At 52.8% G+C, this 17,959-nt stretch carries 15 protein-coding genes; 4 read left to right on the forward strand and 11 right to left on the reverse strand.

The window, feature by feature from the left end; translation table 11 throughout:
* Positions 1–29: 29 nt before the first annotated feature.
* Together ACQKE4_RS00795 and ACQKE4_RS00800 are read right to left on the reverse strand one after the other, a co-directional pair.
* Positions 30–1,535, reverse strand: a complete 1,506-nt coding sequence (locus tag ACQKE4_RS00795; RefSeq protein ID WP_427386472.1) for an efflux transporter outer membrane subunit — start codon at positions 1,533–1,535, stop codon at positions 30–32.
* Between the two features lie 41 nt (positions 1,536–1,576).
* Entirely contained in the window at positions 1,577–2,617 is a 1,041-nt protein-coding gene (locus tag ACQKE4_RS00800) for an AraC family transcriptional regulator (protein WP_290836374.1), read from the reverse strand.
* A gap of 362 nt (positions 2,618–2,979) precedes the next feature.
* Here ACQKE4_RS00800 and ACQKE4_RS00805 point away from each other — a divergent pair, with 362 nt between their 5' ends.
* From ACQKE4_RS00805 to ACQKE4_RS00820, 4 genes are all read left to right on the forward strand, one after another.
* A complete protein-coding gene (locus ACQKE4_RS00805; RefSeq protein ID WP_290836375.1) occupies positions 2,980–3,954 on the forward strand; it encodes an efflux RND transporter periplasmic adaptor subunit in 975 nt (324 codons plus the stop codon).
* 10 nt (positions 3,955–3,964) lie between these two features.
* Positions 3,965–7,033 carry an efflux RND transporter permease subunit gene (locus tag ACQKE4_RS00810; protein WP_427386473.1) on the forward strand — a complete coding sequence of 1,023 codons (3,069 nt, stop codon included), beginning with the start codon at positions 3,965–3,967 and terminating at the stop codon, positions 7,031–7,033.
* A 164-nt stretch (positions 7,034–7,197) separates the two neighbouring features.
* A complete protein-coding gene (locus ACQKE4_RS00815) occupies positions 7,198–7,458 on the forward strand; it encodes an anion permease (protein WP_022521700.1) in 261 nt (86 codons plus the stop codon).
* Between the two features lie 8 nt (positions 7,459–7,466).
* Complete coding sequence (locus ACQKE4_RS00820) at positions 7,467–7,691, forward strand: anion permease (protein WP_022521699.1); 225 nt, start codon at positions 7,467–7,469, stop codon at positions 7,689–7,691.
* 417 nt (positions 7,692–8,108) lie between these two features.
* On the opposite strand, the gene ACQKE4_RS00825 is transcribed toward ACQKE4_RS00820, so the two are convergent.
* The 9 genes from ACQKE4_RS00825 to aspA form a co-directional block, all read right to left on the reverse strand.
* Positions 8,109–9,515, reverse strand: a complete 1,407-nt coding sequence (locus tag ACQKE4_RS00825) for an AMP-binding protein (RefSeq protein WP_427386474.1) — start codon at positions 9,513–9,515, stop codon at positions 8,109–8,111.
* Positions 9,512–10,456, reverse strand: coding sequence for an o-succinylbenzoate synthase (gene menC / locus ACQKE4_RS00830; RefSeq protein WP_290702220.1), 945 nt, complete (start codon positions 10,454–10,456; stop codon positions 9,512–9,514). The genes ACQKE4_RS00825 and menC overlap by 4 nt, the downstream gene beginning before the upstream one ends.
* A complete protein-coding gene (menB, locus tag ACQKE4_RS00835; RefSeq protein WP_295711620.1) occupies positions 10,456–11,316 on the reverse strand; it encodes a 1,4-dihydroxy-2-naphthoyl-CoA synthase in 861 nt (286 codons plus the stop codon). The genes menC and menB overlap by 1 nt, the downstream gene beginning before the upstream one ends.
* Before the next feature lie 49 nt (positions 11,317–11,365).
* On the reverse strand, positions 11,366–11,752 hold the full coding sequence (frdD, locus tag ACQKE4_RS00840; RefSeq protein WP_427386475.1) for a fumarate reductase subunit FrdD: 387 nt from the start codon (positions 11,750–11,752) through the stop codon (positions 11,366–11,368).
* Positions 11,749–12,150, reverse strand: coding sequence for a fumarate reductase subunit C (locus ACQKE4_RS00845; RefSeq protein WP_427386476.1), 402 nt, complete (start codon positions 12,148–12,150; stop codon positions 11,749–11,751). The genes frdD and ACQKE4_RS00845 overlap by 4 nt, the downstream gene beginning before the upstream one ends.
* A gap of 14 nt (positions 12,151–12,164) precedes the next feature.
* Positions 12,165–12,917 (reverse strand): succinate dehydrogenase/fumarate reductase iron-sulfur subunit, encoded by a 753-nt coding sequence (locus tag ACQKE4_RS00850; RefSeq protein WP_427028951.1) that lies wholly within the window; start codon positions 12,915–12,917, stop codon positions 12,165–12,167.
* Entirely contained in the window at positions 12,914–14,701 is a 1,788-nt protein-coding gene (frdA, locus tag ACQKE4_RS00855; protein WP_427386477.1) for a fumarate reductase (quinol) flavoprotein subunit, read from the reverse strand. Before frdA ends, ACQKE4_RS00850 begins: the two co-directional genes overlap by 4 nt.
* 219 nt (positions 14,702–14,920) lie before the next feature.
* Positions 14,921–16,222, reverse strand: coding sequence for an anaerobic C4-dicarboxylate transporter (locus ACQKE4_RS00860; protein ID WP_290834445.1), 1,302 nt, complete (start codon positions 16,220–16,222; stop codon positions 14,921–14,923).
* A gap of 58 nt (positions 16,223–16,280) precedes the next feature.
* Complete coding sequence (gene aspA, locus ACQKE4_RS00865) at positions 16,281–17,726, reverse strand: aspartate ammonia-lyase (RefSeq protein WP_427386478.1); 1,446 nt, start codon at positions 17,724–17,726, stop codon at positions 16,281–16,283.
* Between the last annotated feature and the right edge of the window lie 233 nt (positions 17,727–17,959).

A 17,959-nucleotide genomic window follows, 5' to 3' on the forward strand; every position in this document is an offset into this window, starting at 1 on the left:
TTGTCGACAGGAGGCCAACACAATCGATATCACTCTTCCTGCTGCATCGCCAGTTCGACGGCATCGCGGGGGTCTTCCCAGCCTCCACCTAGCGCCTTAAACAGGGTCGCAGTCGCTGTTAGGCGATCGCGCATCGCTTCAGCCAGCTCCAGTTCAGCCGAATGCTGTGCTCTCTGGGCATCCAGGACTTCGATGAAGCTCGTCATACCTTCACGATAGCGGATTTTGGCCAAATCGTAGGTATGGCTAATCGCCTCAACCTGTTTGTGTATCGTATCAATCCGCTCACCACTGGTGTCGTAAGTTACTAGTGCATCACGCACCTCATTGAATGCAGTATTGACTGTAGCGCGATACTGAGTATTCGCCTGCTCGGCTTGTGCCTCAGCAGTCTCAACCTGCGCTCGCGCCCGCCCAAAGTCGAAGAGTGGCCCGGCGATGGAAGCGCCTAGCCCCCAAGTTTCGGCTGAGGAGGTGAACAGATCAGTGGTGTCCGCCGCACTACTCCCCAGAAATGCAGAGAGATTGAGTGATGGCAGCCTGCTCGCCTCAGCCGAGCCTATCCGGGCATTCGCCGCGATCATGGTGGCCTCAGCCGCTCGAATGTCCGGGCGACGCTGCAGCAGGTCGGAGGGCAGTACCGACGGCATCCCACTTGGCAAGACTATCTCATCCAACTGCGAATCACCAAAATCGAGTTCGGCGAATAACTCAGCAGGCGACTTACCGACCAGAATGGCAAGGGCCCCCTCAAGTAAGCGAACCCGCTGTCTCAGGCCAGGCAGTTCAGCACGTGAGGTTTCCAGCTCAGATTGGGCCTGACGCAGTGCCAGTTCATCGGTATCGCCCAGATCAAAGCGTAATTGCTCAAGACGATACGATTCTGCTTGTGAAGCAAGCGTATTTTCGGTAATCCGGTACTGAGCTTCTGCGCTTCTCAGATTGAAATAAGTAGATACGACATCGGTTATGATACCGATACGCGCGGCGTCGTGAGCAAAAGCACTCTCCTCAAGCATAGCCTCCGCCGCTTCACGCTCCCGCGCCAGCCTGCCCCACAGATCCACTTCATACTCTAAAACGCCGGTGATCGAAAACATGTTGTTAGTCGATTCTATCAAATCACGGATCGGCTCCATGTCTCCATTACCAGGCAGCATCGCTCCAGGGGTGCGTTCGCGCGAAGCCTCAGCCTGAAGCGCTACCGTAGGAAATTGTTCAGCACGTGACATACCTAGTTGAGCACGGGCCTCTTGAATACGTTGAAGCTGAAGCCTTAACTCGAGATTCTCGCTAGTAGCTTGCTTAACCAATGCGTCAAGTTTAGGGTCTTGAAACTGGCGCCACCAGTCACTCCAATCATGATGCTGCTTGTCACTCAAGAACACATGCTCAGGCCACTCTTCAGGCAGAGCAATATCAGGTGCCTGATACTCCGGCCCCATGGCACAGCCTGACAGGATTGCGCCAACTAGCAGCGGCGTAAGCAATCCCTTGAAAACAACATTAGGCTCTTCCTTAAACGTTAAAAACATGCTCTAACCTCTTATATTTCTAGTCATTGATAGCACTGGAATCATAACTCTTGATGCTTGAAGCGGTACTGCTTTGGAGTCATCCCAAACCATTGATGGCTGGCCCGATAAAAGCTACTAATCTCAACAAATCCAAGACTCCAGGAGATCTCCTTCATGTTCTTCTTGGAGTAGAGCAAATATTGCTTGGCTTGCTGTTTACGTACATCATCAAGTATCTCTTTGAAACTAGTTTCTTGTACTTCAAGTTCACGTTGTAAGGTTCGCTTACTCACACTTAACCGAATAGCCAAATCCCCCAGGCTAAGAGCTCGGCCTGAAAGTGACTCACTAATTAACTGCCTAATATAATCAACACTTTTTACTGAATTAAAATTTTCAAGCATTGCCTCTGCAATATCTACATGAACGCGGTCAAGATTAGGGTTGAAAGAACGCAGTGGTTTGGAAAGCGTGTCAGCATCAAATAAAATTGAAAAAAAAGGCATCTCAAAATTAATGTTTTTGAAAAACAATGTCCCTTCTTCATAACTATTTGGCCTACCGTACATTACGTTAAGCTCATGTGTAATCGGATAGCTCCCCAGTAATACCTTACAAAAGCTCAAAAACCCCTTAATTCCTGCCATCATGTAATCGAAAGGATAACGCTCAACCGAACCGATCCTGGCCGATAATCTTAAATTCCCCTCTTCCCGCTCGGTCCACACCTCTAGTTCATCATCGAGGAGAACAGAATACCTTTCCAAACGTTGCAACGCCTGCTTGAAATTTGAGCAAGACATCATAGTGTAGCCGACTATGCCCAAGAAACCGGCATCGAGATACTCATCGCACTGTAAACCCAAACTAATCATCTTCGATTCTGCTGAAGCAAGTGAGAATAGACGAAAGAGAACGGCCTTGGAGATACGGCCATTCGGGTCATCAAGCTCGGCCATGTTAAGACCCACCGAATAACATAGACGCTTCTCGTCCAACCCCACCTTTCGGATCACATCGATCTTATATCTCGCCACCGACGCAGCAATAGTCCCCTTTTCGATTGCATTCGTGGAGGGAGTTTTTGCCATTTTAGTCATAAGCCTCCTCTTTCCTGTCGCAGAAAGCCAACATGCTGTCGCCCTAGGCCACTAGAAGTTCAGCGGTAAATATTCCACCATTACCGATTAAATAATACTCAAATCAACCATCACCATATAACCCAGCATTGTAAACAGCAATTCAAATAGGAATAAAGCATACATGAAAAAATAAACACATTAAAAACCCCGGACTCATAGAGTCATAATAAATGCCCTCATACTTAAAACAAACATCATCGCCTATAAACTTCACTCGGCCATTACATCAAGGAAGGGCTTTAATGAGACCAAAAAAAACATTTATATTTATTTTTTCAGTATTATTAACTGGTTGTAGCAGTGACGAAAAAGAGCGTGAAGTGAGCCCGCGAGTGGTCAAAGTTATAGAAACTAACCAGCAAAGTGATATCATAAGTCGCCGTTTCGTAGGCCGAGTCGATGCCCTGAATACTGTCGATCTTTCATTTCAAGTGGGTGGTCGTCTGTCTGAATTTCCAGCAATTCAAGGTGGCGTTATTCCTGAGGGCGAGTTGGTAGCTCGCCTCGAACAAACCGACTATGCATTAGCGTTAAGAAAAGCGGAAGCGGAAAGCAACCTCGCTAGACGCGACATGCAACGCAAGCGAAACCTTCTGGCGCACAACGCTGTTTCTCAGTCCGTGTTCGATGAAGCTCAAACCAACTTTGAACTGTCGGAAGTTCAGTTGGAAAGTGCTAGGCAGGATCTCTCGTATACTACCATTAGGGCACCCTTCGATGCGTTGGTGACTCGCCGCCTAACGGACCTACACAGCAACATTCAGCCTAATGAACAGGTGGTCAGGGTACAGGATGTTACCGAGCTCCGAATCAGAATGAGTGCGCCGGAAGCTTTGATCCAGTATGTCGCCAACTCTGATCGTTTCGAGATCGAAGCCGAACTGTTAGCCATGCCCGGCCATCGCATCCCTCTTGAATATCGCGAACATGTCACCGAGCCCGATGAAGTTGCGCAAACCTATGAAGTAGAGTTTGCTCTCATCGACGATACTCCCTTAGTCGCCCTGCCCGGCATGACCGCGACGGTATTCATTTCCCTGGCCGATGATGTCATGCCTCCTGTCATCATGATTCCCGTCAGCGCGGTCGCCAAGGATGAGGCCGGCAACTTTCATGTCTGGCGCTACAACACCGACGAAAAGACCGTAACCTCCCAGCAGGTGGCATTAGGCGAGATCAGTGGCGATAGCGTGCCTGTCATTTCCGGACTGGAACGAGGTACTACCATCGTGGTCGCCGGTTTGCACTTGTTGCGTGACGGCATGCCGGTTCGGCCGCTGGAACAGGCACTATAGAGAGTTTGTCATGAATATTACAAGATCATCCATTGAGCGACCACTCAATACTTGGCTTATCATCATTATCTGTTTCTTTGGCGGGATTTGGGGGTTCAATACGTTAGGTAAACTGGAGGATCCCGCCTTCACGATTCCCAATGCCATCATCAACACTGAGTATCCTGGCGCCACAGCGCAGGAGGTGGAGGAGGAGATCACAGAGCGCCTGGAACGAGCAATACAGGAGTTACCTCAAGTCGATATTATCGAGTCTCTATCACTACCGGGAAGATCGGAAATTGAAGTGGAGATTGCCGATACCTATGGCAGCAATCAGCTTCCCCAGATCTGGGACGAACTGAGAAGGAAGGTCAACGATACTCAGGGGACACTGCCTGAAGGCGCTTCCCCCTCCCAGGTCAATGATGACTTTGGCGAGGTTTATGGGTTGTTCTATGCAGTAACAGCTGAAGGCTATTCAACTAACGAAATTCGGAAGATATCCACCTTTTTGCAACGAGAATTATTAAGCGTATCCGGTGTATCTCGTGTTGCGACAGCTGGCGAACGTGAGGAGACTATTTATATAGAAATTCCCAATGAACGCCTAACAACGCTGGGCATTCCCATCGAACAAGTGCTTAACACTATTCAGACTGAAAATACGGTTGAAAGTGCAGGATCTCTGCGAGTAGGTGATAGCCATGTCAGGATAGTGGCAAGAACCCAGATTGACAGTGTCGAGAATATCGAATCAATCCGCATCGGGCGTCCCGGCTCCACCGAACAGGTGTCACTGGCCGACATCGCACATGTCTATCGCACGACCACAGAGATTCCCAATCACCTCATCCGCCACAACCGGCAGGATGCTTTCACCCTTGCGATTGCCGGCATTGAGACCGAGAATATCATCGAGGTGGGCAAAGCAGTCGAAGCCCATTTGGCATCGCTCGAGGGCCGCATCCCACTGGGGGTGGAGCTGCATCCCATCTACGAGCAGCACCGGGTCGTGGATGATGCCATCAACGATTTCCTGATCAACCTAGCAATGTCGGTGGCCATCGTCATTATCGTGCTGTGCCTCTTCATGGGCTGGCGGATCGGTGTCGTAGTGGGCGCCACACTGCTGCTGACCGTACTGGGCACCCTACTATTTATGGCCATCTTGAATATCGAGATGGAGCGCATCTCGCTTGGCGCGCTCATTATCGCCATGGGCATGCTAGTCGACAACGCCATCGTAGTCGCCGAGGGGATGGTAATCAATATCAAACGTGGCCAGAGCGCAACGGATGCTGCCAGCGCCTCGGCCAAGCGCACTCAGATTCCGTTGCTCGGGGCCACCGTCATTGGGATCATGGCATTCGCCGGGATCGGCCTCTCCGACGATGTAACAGGTGAATTTTTGTTCTCTCTGTTCATGGTCATCATGATCTCATTATTGCTGAGCTGGTTGCTTGCCATCACGGTAACGCCGCTGTTGGGTTATTATCTGCTGAAGAATATCAAGGGTGACGATAAGGATCCATACGCTGGCTTTCTCTATCGTGCTTATCAGAAACTACTGACCCTTGCGTTGCGTGTCAGGCTCATAACCGTTGCTTTGCTGGTTGCCATCACCGCACTATGTATCTGGGGGTTCGGACTGATTCCCCAGGCCTTCTTCCCCAACTCCAACACCCCCATCTTCTATGTCAACTACTCGCTTCAACACGGCACAGACATTCGTGCCACAGAACGCGACGCCAAGGAGATAGATCGCTACCTGATGGAGAAAGAGGGTGTCGAGTCGGTCACATCCTTTATTGGCCGTGGTGCCTCGCGCTTCATGCTGACCTATGCCCCTGAGCAGCCCGACCCCTCCTATGCGCAGTTCATCATTCGAGCCCAGGACTTGGAGACCATCGATGCACTGGATCCGGAAATCTACCGTGAACTGAGCGAAGCCTATTCACAAGCCGAGGTGCGCACCCAGCGACTGCAATTCGGCCCCGGGGATGGGGCAGATGTAGAAGCGAGGTTCCAGGGTAGCGACCCTGCCGTTCTGCGTCGGCTTGCCGAAGAGGCGGAGCATCTGATGCTGGAAAATCCCATGCTCATCGATGTGAGGCATGACTGGCGACAGCAGGAATTGATGGTGGTGCCGATTATCAACGAGGAGCGAGCAAGGATCGCTGGCGTCAATCGTGACGAGATCGCCCAGACATTGCAGTTCTCCTCCTCGGGCACGCAAGCCGGCACTTACCGCGAAGGTGACAACTTCATCCCGGTGGTCGCGCGCCCGCCCGCCAACGAGCGCGACAATGTCGACCTGCTGTCGGATCGTCTGGTGTGGAGCAATGCCGAGCAAACGTTCATTCCAATCAGCCAGATCGTCGACGCCTTCGAGACGCGAAGCGAAGAGAGCTTGATTTCACGTCGTAACCGAGTCCGCACACTTACCGTGCTAGCAGACACGGCCGATGGTTATACTGCCAATGAAGCCTTCCAGTCGATACGCAGCAATCTCGAAGCGATCGAGTTGCCGCCTGGTTACTCCTTCCAATGGGGAGGGGAATATGAAAATTCAGGTGATGCTCAGGCCGCTTTATTTAAACAAATACCCATCAGCGTACTAATCATGCTGTTGATCTCGATCCTGCTGTTCGGGAAGCTTAAGCAACCGCTGATCATTTGGCTGGTGGTACCTATGTCGGTATGCGGTGTGGTGATTGGGCTTTTGCTCACTGGGTTGCCATTCTCATTTACTGCGCTACTAGGCATGCTGAGTCTATCGGGGATGCTCATGAAAAATGCCATCGTGCTGGTCGATGAAATTGATGATCAGATCGACACCGATAAAGAAGCAATTAGAGCTCTTGTTGATGCGAGTGTAAGCCGTCTTCGCCCGGTGCTGTTGGCCGCTGGCACCACGATTCTCGGCATGCTCCCACTTTTGACGGATGCCTTCTTCAATAGCATGGCAGTCACTATCATGGGTGGGTTAGCCTTTGCATCGATCCTGACGCTGATTGCGGTGCCTGTGCTCTACTCACTGTTCTTTAAGATTCGTTACGACAAGGACAAGCTGGCGCATGAGCCCAACAAGGCGTAGCCTTTTATAAACTTTAATACAAGTCGGCGATGGGCTACATCGCCGACTTATTCATTTATTATATCTAGTGGTTAAAAATCACTACACGCCGATGTAACTATCCCATTCGGTAGTGAAGCCATAATGCACTTTCTTCTTAATAAGCTACTATTTCATCACTATTTGTGGTAAGAAAAACTCTGGAAATTGACTATCGTTTGATTTTTTCTAAACTCATAGTTACTCCCATAACTCCCCTCAATACTGCCCGTGACAGCGACATCATGCGCTTGATTGCTAAAGACTTTGATGCACGACAGGAAGATGGCATTTCAGACAAAATCGGCTCATACCTAGCTCAGGTGCATTATCATACCAACCCTATTACCTCAGCAACATCTGTCACTGCCACCGCTCCAGAGATTCAGTTGAGTTGGACGACCTAGGCAGTCCTATGCTGTTACCCGGGCTGGCCATGCCGCTGATTTTTTACTGGCTGCATCCGCCTGAAGCCAAACAGACACCTCATGACTCGCAAATGGCACTCCATAAACTTGCTGCACTAGGTAAGCTCAATAGAAACGAAGGCATCATGTTGCTTGTCTTTCTGTTGCTGCTTTGGGCGGATATCCCGGCGCTATTTATAGGCGATTGGGTCACCCTCAATACCACAACATAGGCGTTTATTGGCCTCTCCATACTCCTGCTCAACGATGGATTAACCTGGGATGATGTGCTGCCGGCAAGAACGCCTGGGATACCCTGTTCTGGTTCGGGGTCTTGATTATGATGACGCTGCCCCCACTACGTTATGGGCACCTAGCCAGTTATTTTCGGCTCGAGCTGCCTGCTCCCCTGGGCTGATATGGTGGAAAGCGTTTTATCATGAGTGGCGTTAACCTGGCGTTCTGGATAGGGGTGGGGTGGGGGCAACTAGATCACTACTGGTACCTACTATCATGCGCACGACTGGCCCATAGATCAGTTCACATCACGACATACGTCGTAATATTCTGAGTTTAAAATATTTATTGAAATAGCTGGATTTCACGGCGTTAACGTTACATTCCATATCCCAAACGGTACACCCTCAATGCTAGATGTTTGATTCATAAATTATTATTTGCGCCCGCGCCAGCTCAGAGAACTGCTTTCGGGAAGGCTTAAAACCCACTCCTGGCGGCCAGGCTAACCAAGCGTCGGGCACCATAAAGCCGGGCAGCGCCTCGCGTACCCAAGTGCTTAGTGCTTGTTCCGATACGGCCTCGCCGTGCCAATCGATAAACGCCACCGGGCGCTCTCCCCATTCGGGGTGGGGCACCGGTACGACCAGCGCCTGGGCGACGCTGGGGTTGTCGACCAAACGCTGTTCGATAGCTTCCGGCTGAATATTCTCGCCGCCGGAGATAAAGCCGTTATCTAGCCGCCCTTCCACTACCAGCGCGCCTTCCGAAGTGAAGTGCCCCTTGTCGCGGGTAGCAAACCAGCCCTCGTCGTTTAGGCCTGGATCAACCTCGCCATTATTCAAATAGCCGCAGAATAGGGTCTCACCGCGCACCTGTATCTCACCCTCGACAATCCTCACTTCACGGCCCGGCAGAGGCCTGCCGACGACGCCCGGCGCGGTGGGGATACCAGTGCAGACTTGGCTGGCCATCTCGGACAGCCCATAGCTAACTTTCGGTGTTAGCCCCAGTGATGTCATCTTCGCCACCAGCGGCGCGGGTATCGCCGCGCCGCCCAGCAGCAGTTCCCGCAATTGAGTACGCTGAGGTGTAAAACCTGCCTGCAACAGCCGCCACAGCTGGGTCGGCACCAGTGAAAGGTGGGTGATTGACTGCTGCTCAAGGCGCGCGGGAAGCGTTTGCGGAGCATCATCGAGAATCACCCGCCCACCGGCGAGAAAAACACGAAACGGGATAGCGTAGCCACCGATATGAAACAGCGGCAGCGACAACAGCCAGCCACTGTTTTGATCAACGGGAATAAACGACGCTGAACCACGCGCGGAAGCCAAGTGATTCGCCACACTATGTAACACCGCCTTGGGCGTACCGCTAGAGCCGGAGGTAAAAATGGTGTTGCAGAGCTGGCTACCATCGATCGATGGTGGCTCATCTGCGTTAGCTTCCGCCAGGAAACTCAGGGTAATTGGCGTTAGCTGTGAAGAGTAATCATTGTCGCTTTCCGTTTGGCAAACCCAGTCAGCCTGCAAACGCTTGGCTAAATTGAGCTGCTGGGCTACAGGGAACGCTGGATTATGCGGGCAGAAAATAACCCCGGCCCGCAGGCAGGACCACGCCAGCAGCAAGGATTCAAGCGAGCCTTTGGCGGGAACCACTAGCCGATCACCCGGTACAAAACCTTTCCGGGCCAGTTGCTGTGCTAAAGACGCCACGCGACGATTGAGCGTCCGATAACTTAGCATTACCGAGCCAGCCTCTATCGCAATACGTTCCGGGGTCTCTTTGGCCCAGTAGTGAATAGGGCAAGTATCTTTCACGCTGAATTTTCCATTTTAGAGAGGCAGTTCAAGCTTTCTGTCATCACTTCGCCCGTGGCAGTGATAATGCGCCCGGTAAGCCAATGTCCCGTATCTAACCCCGGCGGCTCATTGGGCGCCCACTCACTGGCCAACCGAGCAAGCAGACCAAGACCTAAATCAGATTCAAAGCTGGAGGAGATCACCACGCGGAGGTTACCCGCCCGCGCTCGCTGGACGAGTGCCTCGCAGTCGCTTAACGAGCCGATCAGTGTGGGTTTGATTACCAGGGTTTTAAGCTGAGGGTGGCAATGCCACTCTTCCCGACGCGATAGCGTTTCATCCAGCGCGATGGTTACTCCCGTTGCCTCGGCTACTGCGATGGTATCGGCAAAGGTAGCGCAGGGCTCTTCCAGGTAGTCGATATGTTCAAGGGGTAGGCGCCCGCAGAAGCGCAGGGCTTCTTTATGCGTCCAGCCACCGTTGGCATCCAGAATCAGCTTGGTAGCTGGGAGCCATTTGGCAAGCTGCTCGATCAGTGCCAGCTCTTCTTCCATGGCGTAGCGTGCCACCTTTAGCTTGAGCCGGGTCGGCGGCAATGTTTGCCAACGGCCTGCTGAAAGAGACTCGATCAGCACTGCAGGTGCTCCCTGGAGCAGCGGGTAGGGCGGCAAAGGCGCAGGGAGATTGTTTGGCCAAGAGCGCTGGGCGCAGTCAAACCCAAATTGCACCGAAGGCAGTGCTGGAGAGGCTATCTCACCACGCCTTAACGCAGCCAGGCAGGCGAGACTTTCCACTTCTGCTTCCGCCAGCGTTTCAGCCGAGAAGCCGGGCAGCGGAGCAATCTCGCCCCATTGCCCGTTGATGGAAACTAACATCCCTTCTCTGTGCGCCAGCCGCTGGCCTTTAAACATCAACGGCTGACGAAACGGTAGGGAGTAGCGGTAAAGCGCCAGCTGCATTAAGGGTTACGCGGGTAGCGGGAAAAATCCGGGCGACGCTTTTCGTTAAAGGCGTTACGTCCCTCCTGCCCCTCTTCGGTCATGTAGTAGAGCATGGTGGCATTGCCCGCCAGTTCCTGTAGACCGGCCTGGCCATCGCAGTCGGCATTGAGGGCGGCTTTTAGGCAGCGCAACGCCATGGGGCTGTGCTGTAGCATCTCGCGACACCAGCGCACGCTCTCTTTCTCCAGCGCTTCCAGCGGCACAACATGGTTGACCAGCCCCATTTCCAGCGCTTGGGCGGCGCTATATTGACGGCACAGAAACCAGATCTCCCGTGCCTTTTTCTGGCCCACAATGCGCGCCATATAGGAGGCACCGTAGCCACCATCAAAAGAGCCAACTTTGGGGCCTGTTTGGCCGAAAACCGCGTTATCGGCCGCAATGGTCAGGTCACACATTAGATGCAAAACGTGGCCGCCGCCGATAGCGTAGCCCGCCACCATGGCAACCACCGGCTTGGGGCAGGTGCGAATATCGCGCTGGAAATCCAGCACGTTGAGATGGTGGGTGCCCTCTTCATCCTGGTAACCGCCATAGTCACCGCGAATGCGCTGATCACCGCCGGAACAAAACGCTTTGTCACCTGCGCCGGTGAGCAGTATGGTGCCAATCGCGCTGTCGTGACGGGCGCGATTCAGCGCTTGGGCCATCTCGCTGACCGTCAGCGGGCGAAAGGCGTTGCGTACCTCGGGGCGATTGATGGTGATGCGTGCAATGCCCTCGGCACTGGTGTGGTACAAAATATCCTGATAGCCATCGGAGCGATCCTGCCACTCGATTGGGGCATAGAGTTCCGTTTCAGTGAGTCCGTTGATCATGCCTGTCTCTTTTTTATCTGTCAGGGATAAGGTGAGGACAGTACGTCGTTTAGCTAAAAAAGCCCGCCACGACTATGCCCAAGGCTACAATGCTTAGCAGCGCAGCCCCACCGTACATCAGTTTTTTGTTAAGTGCGTCATTGCCCACGCTGATATCAAACAGCCCATGGCGCAAGCGGTGGGCGGCATGAAATAGCGGTAGGCAAACCACCGCACCAACAAACAGAAAGCCTGGTACGCTAAACAGCAGCGAAGATGCCCGCTCATAGCTCAGCGCCTCAGCGGGTAGCAAGCCCAGGGGCAGTAGAACGGCGATAAACAGGATAACGGCGGGCAGCAAAACGGCAAAACAGACGCCGCCTGCACTAAACAGTCCCCACCAAAGCGGTTCATCAAAGGCTTGTTTGTGCTGAACATCGTGTTTGTTCATGTTCATGCTGCCCCCCTTCCCAATAGCCAGAAAAACAGCAGCGCGACCGCTACGACTCCCGCCCACTGCCCGGCAACAATGGCCTGATCGGGCAGACTATGCCCAGCGATGCGAATAGGCATCACCCTCGGGAACAGTACAAAGAAGGTGGCGGCGTGGAACAGGCTGGCAGCCAATGCCAAAAGGTTCAGTAGCAGTACAATGGGGGAACCCATAAAGGCGATCCACCCCTGCCAGCTCTCCGCCCCCTGCAACAGAGCAACCATACCGGCGAGTAAACAGAGCGTGAAAAAAACCAGCGGTAGCACCGTGGCTTCGCGCAGCATATAGAGCTTAAAAAAGCGGTGCTTGAGCCACCAGTTACGTTTCAGTGGCGGCAGGCGTTGCGACGATAATTTATCCACGATTTCTCCTCCCCCTAACCTTTAAACAGCGCAATAAGCGTGTGTTTGGCAGCCTCGACCTTACCCTGATTCACCGCAGCGGCCGGGTCGACGTGTTTGGGACATACCTTGGAGCAGAAGCCCACAAAGGTGCAGCTCCATACCCCCTCATGGCGGTTAAGTTCGGCCATACGCTGCTTCTTGCCGTGATCGCGGCTATCCAGGTTGTAACGGTGGGCCAGCGTTAGTGCCGCCGGGCCAAGGAACTCAGGATTAAGTCCAAACTGCGGGCAAGCCGAGTAGCAGAGGCCACAATTAATGCAGTTAGCGAACTGCTTGTAGCGGGCGAGCTGTTCGGGCGACTGCTGATAGGTTTCCGGCGCCTGCGGGTCATACGGCTTTACCGGATTGTCATCGATCAAGTAGGGCTTAACCGCGGCCAAGTGCTCAAGGAATATTTCCATATCCACCACTAGATCCCGCTGTACAGGGAAGTGGGATAGCGGCTCGATGCGGATATCACCGTCATAATCACGCAAAAAAGTTTTGCAGCCGAGCTTGGGAATGCCGTTAACCATGACCCCGCAGGAGCCGCAAATCGCCATACGGCACGACCAACGGTAACTCAGCGTGCTATCGAGCTGCTCTTTGATATGGTTGAGGGCATCCAGTAGCGAGGTACTGTCGTCCACCGGTAGTTCGTACTGCTGCCAGAAGGGTTCAGCCGAGCTGTCTGGCAGATAGCGTTTGACGCTGACTTGTTTGGTGCTGATCTGCTGGGTGTTCATACCTTGCCCCCCTTGCCCGCATCGCCATAGGCCCGCTCAGCCGGCGCGGAAAACCGCACATCGACATCCTGCCAGTGCAACTCGGCATTGGCTTCGCCTTGATAGAACACCTGGCTATGCTTGAGGTAGTTAACGTCGTCGCGTTTCTGCATGCCGTCATCCAAGCGCTGGTGAGCACCGCGTGATTCACGGCGCTCCAGTGCACTCAGGCAAGAGGCTTCGGCGATATCTAGGCCATACCCAAACTCGATAAACTCAAGCAGCTCGGTATTGAATATTTTGCTGGTATCGTTAACGCGTACCTTTTCGTAGCGCGCTCGTAGCTGGCGTATGGTTTCAAGCGATTGCCGCATGCTCGCTTCGGTGCGATAAATACCGCAGCCGTTCTCCATAGCCTGCACCATGGCGTGCTTGTGTTCTACCCAGTTCTCATCGCTCCCGGCGCCGTCACAGAGCCTAGAAAGCTTGGCTAGCTGACGATCACCCTGGGCTTCCAGCAAGTGCATATCGGCCCACTCGGTTTGCGCTGCACGTTGACTTGCTTGCTCACCGGCCAAGCGGCCAAACACCAGTAGCTCGGTAAGCGAGTTGGAACCCAGCCGGTTGGCCCCATGTAAACCAACGGAGGCACACTCCCCGGCGGCGTATAGTCCGGCAATCGAGGTTTCGCACTGAGGGTCGGTTTCGATCCCGCCCATGGTGTAGTGAACCGCTGGGCGAATGGGAATCGGCTCTTTCACCGGATCAACGTTGATATAGGCTTTGGCCAGCTCGCAGATAAATGGCAGACGCTCCAGAATGTATTTTTCACCCAGGTGGCGCAAGTCGAGATAGACCACGTCGCTGTCGCCAAATTTGCCGGTGCGGCCCGCCTGCTGTTCCTGCCAAAAGGCCTGGGAGAGTTTGTCCCGAGGTCCCAGTTCCATGTATTTATTCTCCGGCTTGCCCAGCGGCGTTTCCGGGCCTAGGCCGTAATCCTGCAGATAGCGGTAGCCATCTTTATTGAGCAAAATACCCCCTTCGCCCCGGCACGCTTCGGTAATCAGAATACCGGAGCCGGGCAGTCCGGTGGGGTGGTATTGCACAAACTCCATATCCCGCAACGCCACGCCGTGGCGATAGGCCATCGCCATACCGTCACCGGTGACAATGCCCGCATTGGTATTAAAGCGAAAAAGGCGCCCCGCACCGCCGGTGGCGAGAATCACCGCTTTAGCGCGCAACAAGGTCAGTTCACCAGTGGCCACCTGAAGAGCTATCACCCCAATCACGGAACCTTCATGAACCGCTAGGTCGAGCACGAAGTACTCATCAAAACGTTCGATCTCAGGGTATTTGAGCGAGGTCTGAAACAGCGTGTGGAGCATATGAAAGCCGGTTTTGTCGGCAGCGAACCAGGTACGGGCAGTTTTCATGCCTCCAAAGCGGCGCACCTGTACCTGGCCATCTTCCTTGCGGCTCCAGGGGCAACCCCAGCGCTCCATCTGCACCAGCTCTTGATAGGCGTGGTGGACAAAGTAATCAGCTACCCCCTGCTCAACCAGCCAGTCACCGCCTGACACCGTGTCATCAAAATGCGCCTGGTGGGAGTCTTCTGCGCTGGTAACCGCAGCTGCCCCGCCTTCCGCGGCCACGGTATGGGAGCGCATGGGGTAAACCTTGGACAGCAGCGCAATACGTTGAGGTGTGTTTTGCTCCTTGGCCTGCTCAGCGGCCCCAATGGCAGCGCGTAATCCTGCGCCTCCCCCACCCACAATCACGATATCGAAATCTCGCTGCTGCATGAAAAGCCCCTTCATTAGCCAAGTCAAAGGTGGTACTGGCGGCAATCTGCGCTGCCGTCTTGTCTATTCGAACTTACCATACAAGAGGAAGGCCCTGTTCATTAGTCCAAAGGACTATTGATGTACATCAAGAAAAGCACTGGTGAGATTGCTATTTCTGTAAATAGCAATATGAGAACCCGCATCCGTAGTCGAGATGCGGGGCATGGGTGCAGGTAGTTAAAGCAGCAGCCCACCAAAAACAAAGCCTAGTATTACGCTCACGGTGATAGTCACAACACCGGGGATAAAGAAAGGATGGTTGAATACCGCTTTACCGATTCGGGTGGAACCTGTGTCATCCATTTCCACAGCCGCCAACAGGGTAGGATAAGTAGGTAACACGAATAGCGCGCTCACCGCCGCGAAAGAAGCCACCGCAGTTAAGGGATCCACACCCATAGCTAGTGCCGCAGGCATCAAGGCTTTAGTAGTGGCTGCCTGGGAGTAGAGCAGCATGGAAGCAAAAAACAAAGTGACTGCTAACAGCCATGTATAGCTTTCGAGCATCTCGCCAGCAATACCCTCGATTTCGTTGATATGATTAGAGACAAACGTATTGCCCAGCCATGCCACCCCTAGTACACACACGCAGGCCGACATACCCGATTGGAAAGTGGGCATATTGAGGATACGACTTGCCTCCAGCTTACAGCTTAGAGTAATGGCACCGGCGGTTGTTAGCATGAAGACCATGATAGCGGCATCTCGTGGTAGAACCGGGTTAGCGATCAAACCCACCGCATCGGAGATAGCTGTTGCGTAAAACACTACGGCGACAATGGCTAGCAAGAACAAAAGAACGGAGCGCCTGGCCCCCGGTTGAATTTCAAAAGCTTGTTTACCCCGGAGTTTAACCAGTCCCTTCTCCAATCGCTCTTGATATACAGGATCCTCATCCAGCGGCTTTCCCATCATATTTGCCACCAAGGCACCAGCAAAACAGGCCAGCAAAGTAGCGGGGATACATATCGCTAATAGGGTTAAATAGCCTACCCCAAGAGGCTCAAGGATACCGGAGAAATAAACCACCGCTGCTGAAATAGGCGAGGCGGTAATAGCAACTTGTGAGGCAACCACTGCAATGCTCAGTGGCCGCGAGGGACGAATTCCATATTCTTTGGCTACTTCGGTAATCACAGGCAGAGTGGAATATGCAGTATGGCCTGTGCCTGCGAAGAAGGTCATGGCATAGGTGACCATGGGAGCTAGAAAAGTAATATACTTAGGGTATCGGCGCAGCAGCCGCTCGGCCAGCTTAACCAAGTAGTCCATGCCACCAGCAAGCTGCATGGCTGCGATCGCAGTAATGACAGCCATAATAATTAAGATGACTTCGATAGGAATGGAACCAGGCGTTAGCCCAAACCCTAAGGTGAGTATCAACACCCCCATGCCACCCGCAAGCCCGATACCGATGCTGCCTATTCTGGCGCCCAAATAAATAGCGCCCAGCACAACCAATAATTCCAAAAAAATCATAAGGACCTCCCCTGCAAAAGCGTGGGTAAAATTAGCCTATTCTTTTGATTTTGACGGCTCACTGGGCACCCAAAGCACGCGTATACCGTTTGGCACGATATTGCGGGCGCATCAAATTATCGATAGAGAGGATCTCATCGAGCTGCTCGGCAGTGAGGAGCTGCCGTTCCAGCACCACTTCGCGCACACTTTTGCCGGTTTCAGCGCAGATTTTTCCTACGATATCGCCTTCATGGTGACCAATGTAAGGATTTAGGTAGGTAACGATGCCAATTGAATTGAGCACATAATCGCGGCATACATCGGGGTTGGCTGTGATGCCAGCGACACACTTGTCGGCCAGTGTGATGCAGGCATTTTCCAACAGATTGATCGACTCGAACATAGTTTGGGCGATCACCGGCTCCATGACATTAAGCTGCAACTGGCCTCCCTCGGCGGCCAGGGTGACCGTCACATCATTGCCAATCACTTTGAAGGCGATTTGATTGACGACTTCAGGGATAACGGGATTGACTTTTGCTGGCATAATTGAGGAGCCCGCTTGCAGCTCGGGCAGATTGATCTCGTTAAACCCTGCACGGGGACCAGATGACAGTAAACGTAGGTCGTTGCAGATTTTTGATAATTTCACTGCCAGCCGCTTGAAGGCATTGTGCAGCAACACATAGGCATTACAATCGGAGGTGGCTTCAATCAAGTCTTCTGCAGGCGTATAAGCTTGGCCTGTGATCTCAGCAAGCTTGGTGATGGCCAAGAGTGAATACTCCGGCGGTGAGTTAATGCCAGTGCCGATAGCGGTGGCACCTAAGTTCACCTCCAGCAGTGATTCCCGGCACCTACGGAGACTCCTCACTTCCACGTTTAACGTCACGGCGTAGGCGTGGAATTCCTGACCCAGGCTCATGGGTACTGCGTCTTGGAGCTGAGTACGCCCCATCTTTAGAATATCTTTAAAGGCTTCCGCTTTTGATTCAAACACCTCTGCTAGCCGCTCAAGCGCTGCTATCAGGCTATCGCAACTGCTGAACAGGGCTACCCGAAAGCCGGTGGGATAAGCATCATTGGTTGACTGACACTTATTGACGTGATCATTGGGGCCAATGACGTCGTAGCTGCCCTTTGGCTGGCCCATCAACTCCAGAGCAATATTGGCCAACACCTCGTTGGTATTCATGTTGACCGAAGTACCCGCACCACCTTGAAAAGCATCGACGGGAAATTGATCGAACCCTTTACCTGTGTTCAACATCAAGTCGCAAGCTGCGACAATATAATCGGCAATGTACGGTTCTATCGTACCCAACTCACCGTTGGCCAAAGCAGCCGCTTTCTTCGTCAATACCATACCCCGCACAAGATCAGGGAGGTCGGAAATTGTCTGGGAGCTAAGCTGGAAGTTCTCCTTTGCCCGTAAGGTGTGGATGCCATAATAATTCTGGCTATCTACTTCTTTGCAGCCCAGCAGGTCTTCTTCTGTACGACGAGAGATCTGATCACTCATGATTATTCACCCCCAATATGATTATCTAGTTATCTTCCTCTACATAACCGTATCTTGAAAGTTATCTACAAATTTTGATGTACATCAAAGCGGATCAGGATTTCTGAGTATATTCTGGCGTTTGGTGTACTCTTCAACGTTCTCGCCTCGCACACCTAGCTGACGTAACTTAATCCTAAAAGGCTAATTGGTGACGATAGGGAGATTTGCGCCCTCGTAGCTCAGAATAAATT

The sequence above is a fragment of the Halomonas sp. NPDC076908 genome (assembly GCF_050269715.1).
Lineage (GTDB): Bacteria > Pseudomonadota > Gammaproteobacteria > Pseudomonadales > Halomonadaceae > Vreelandella.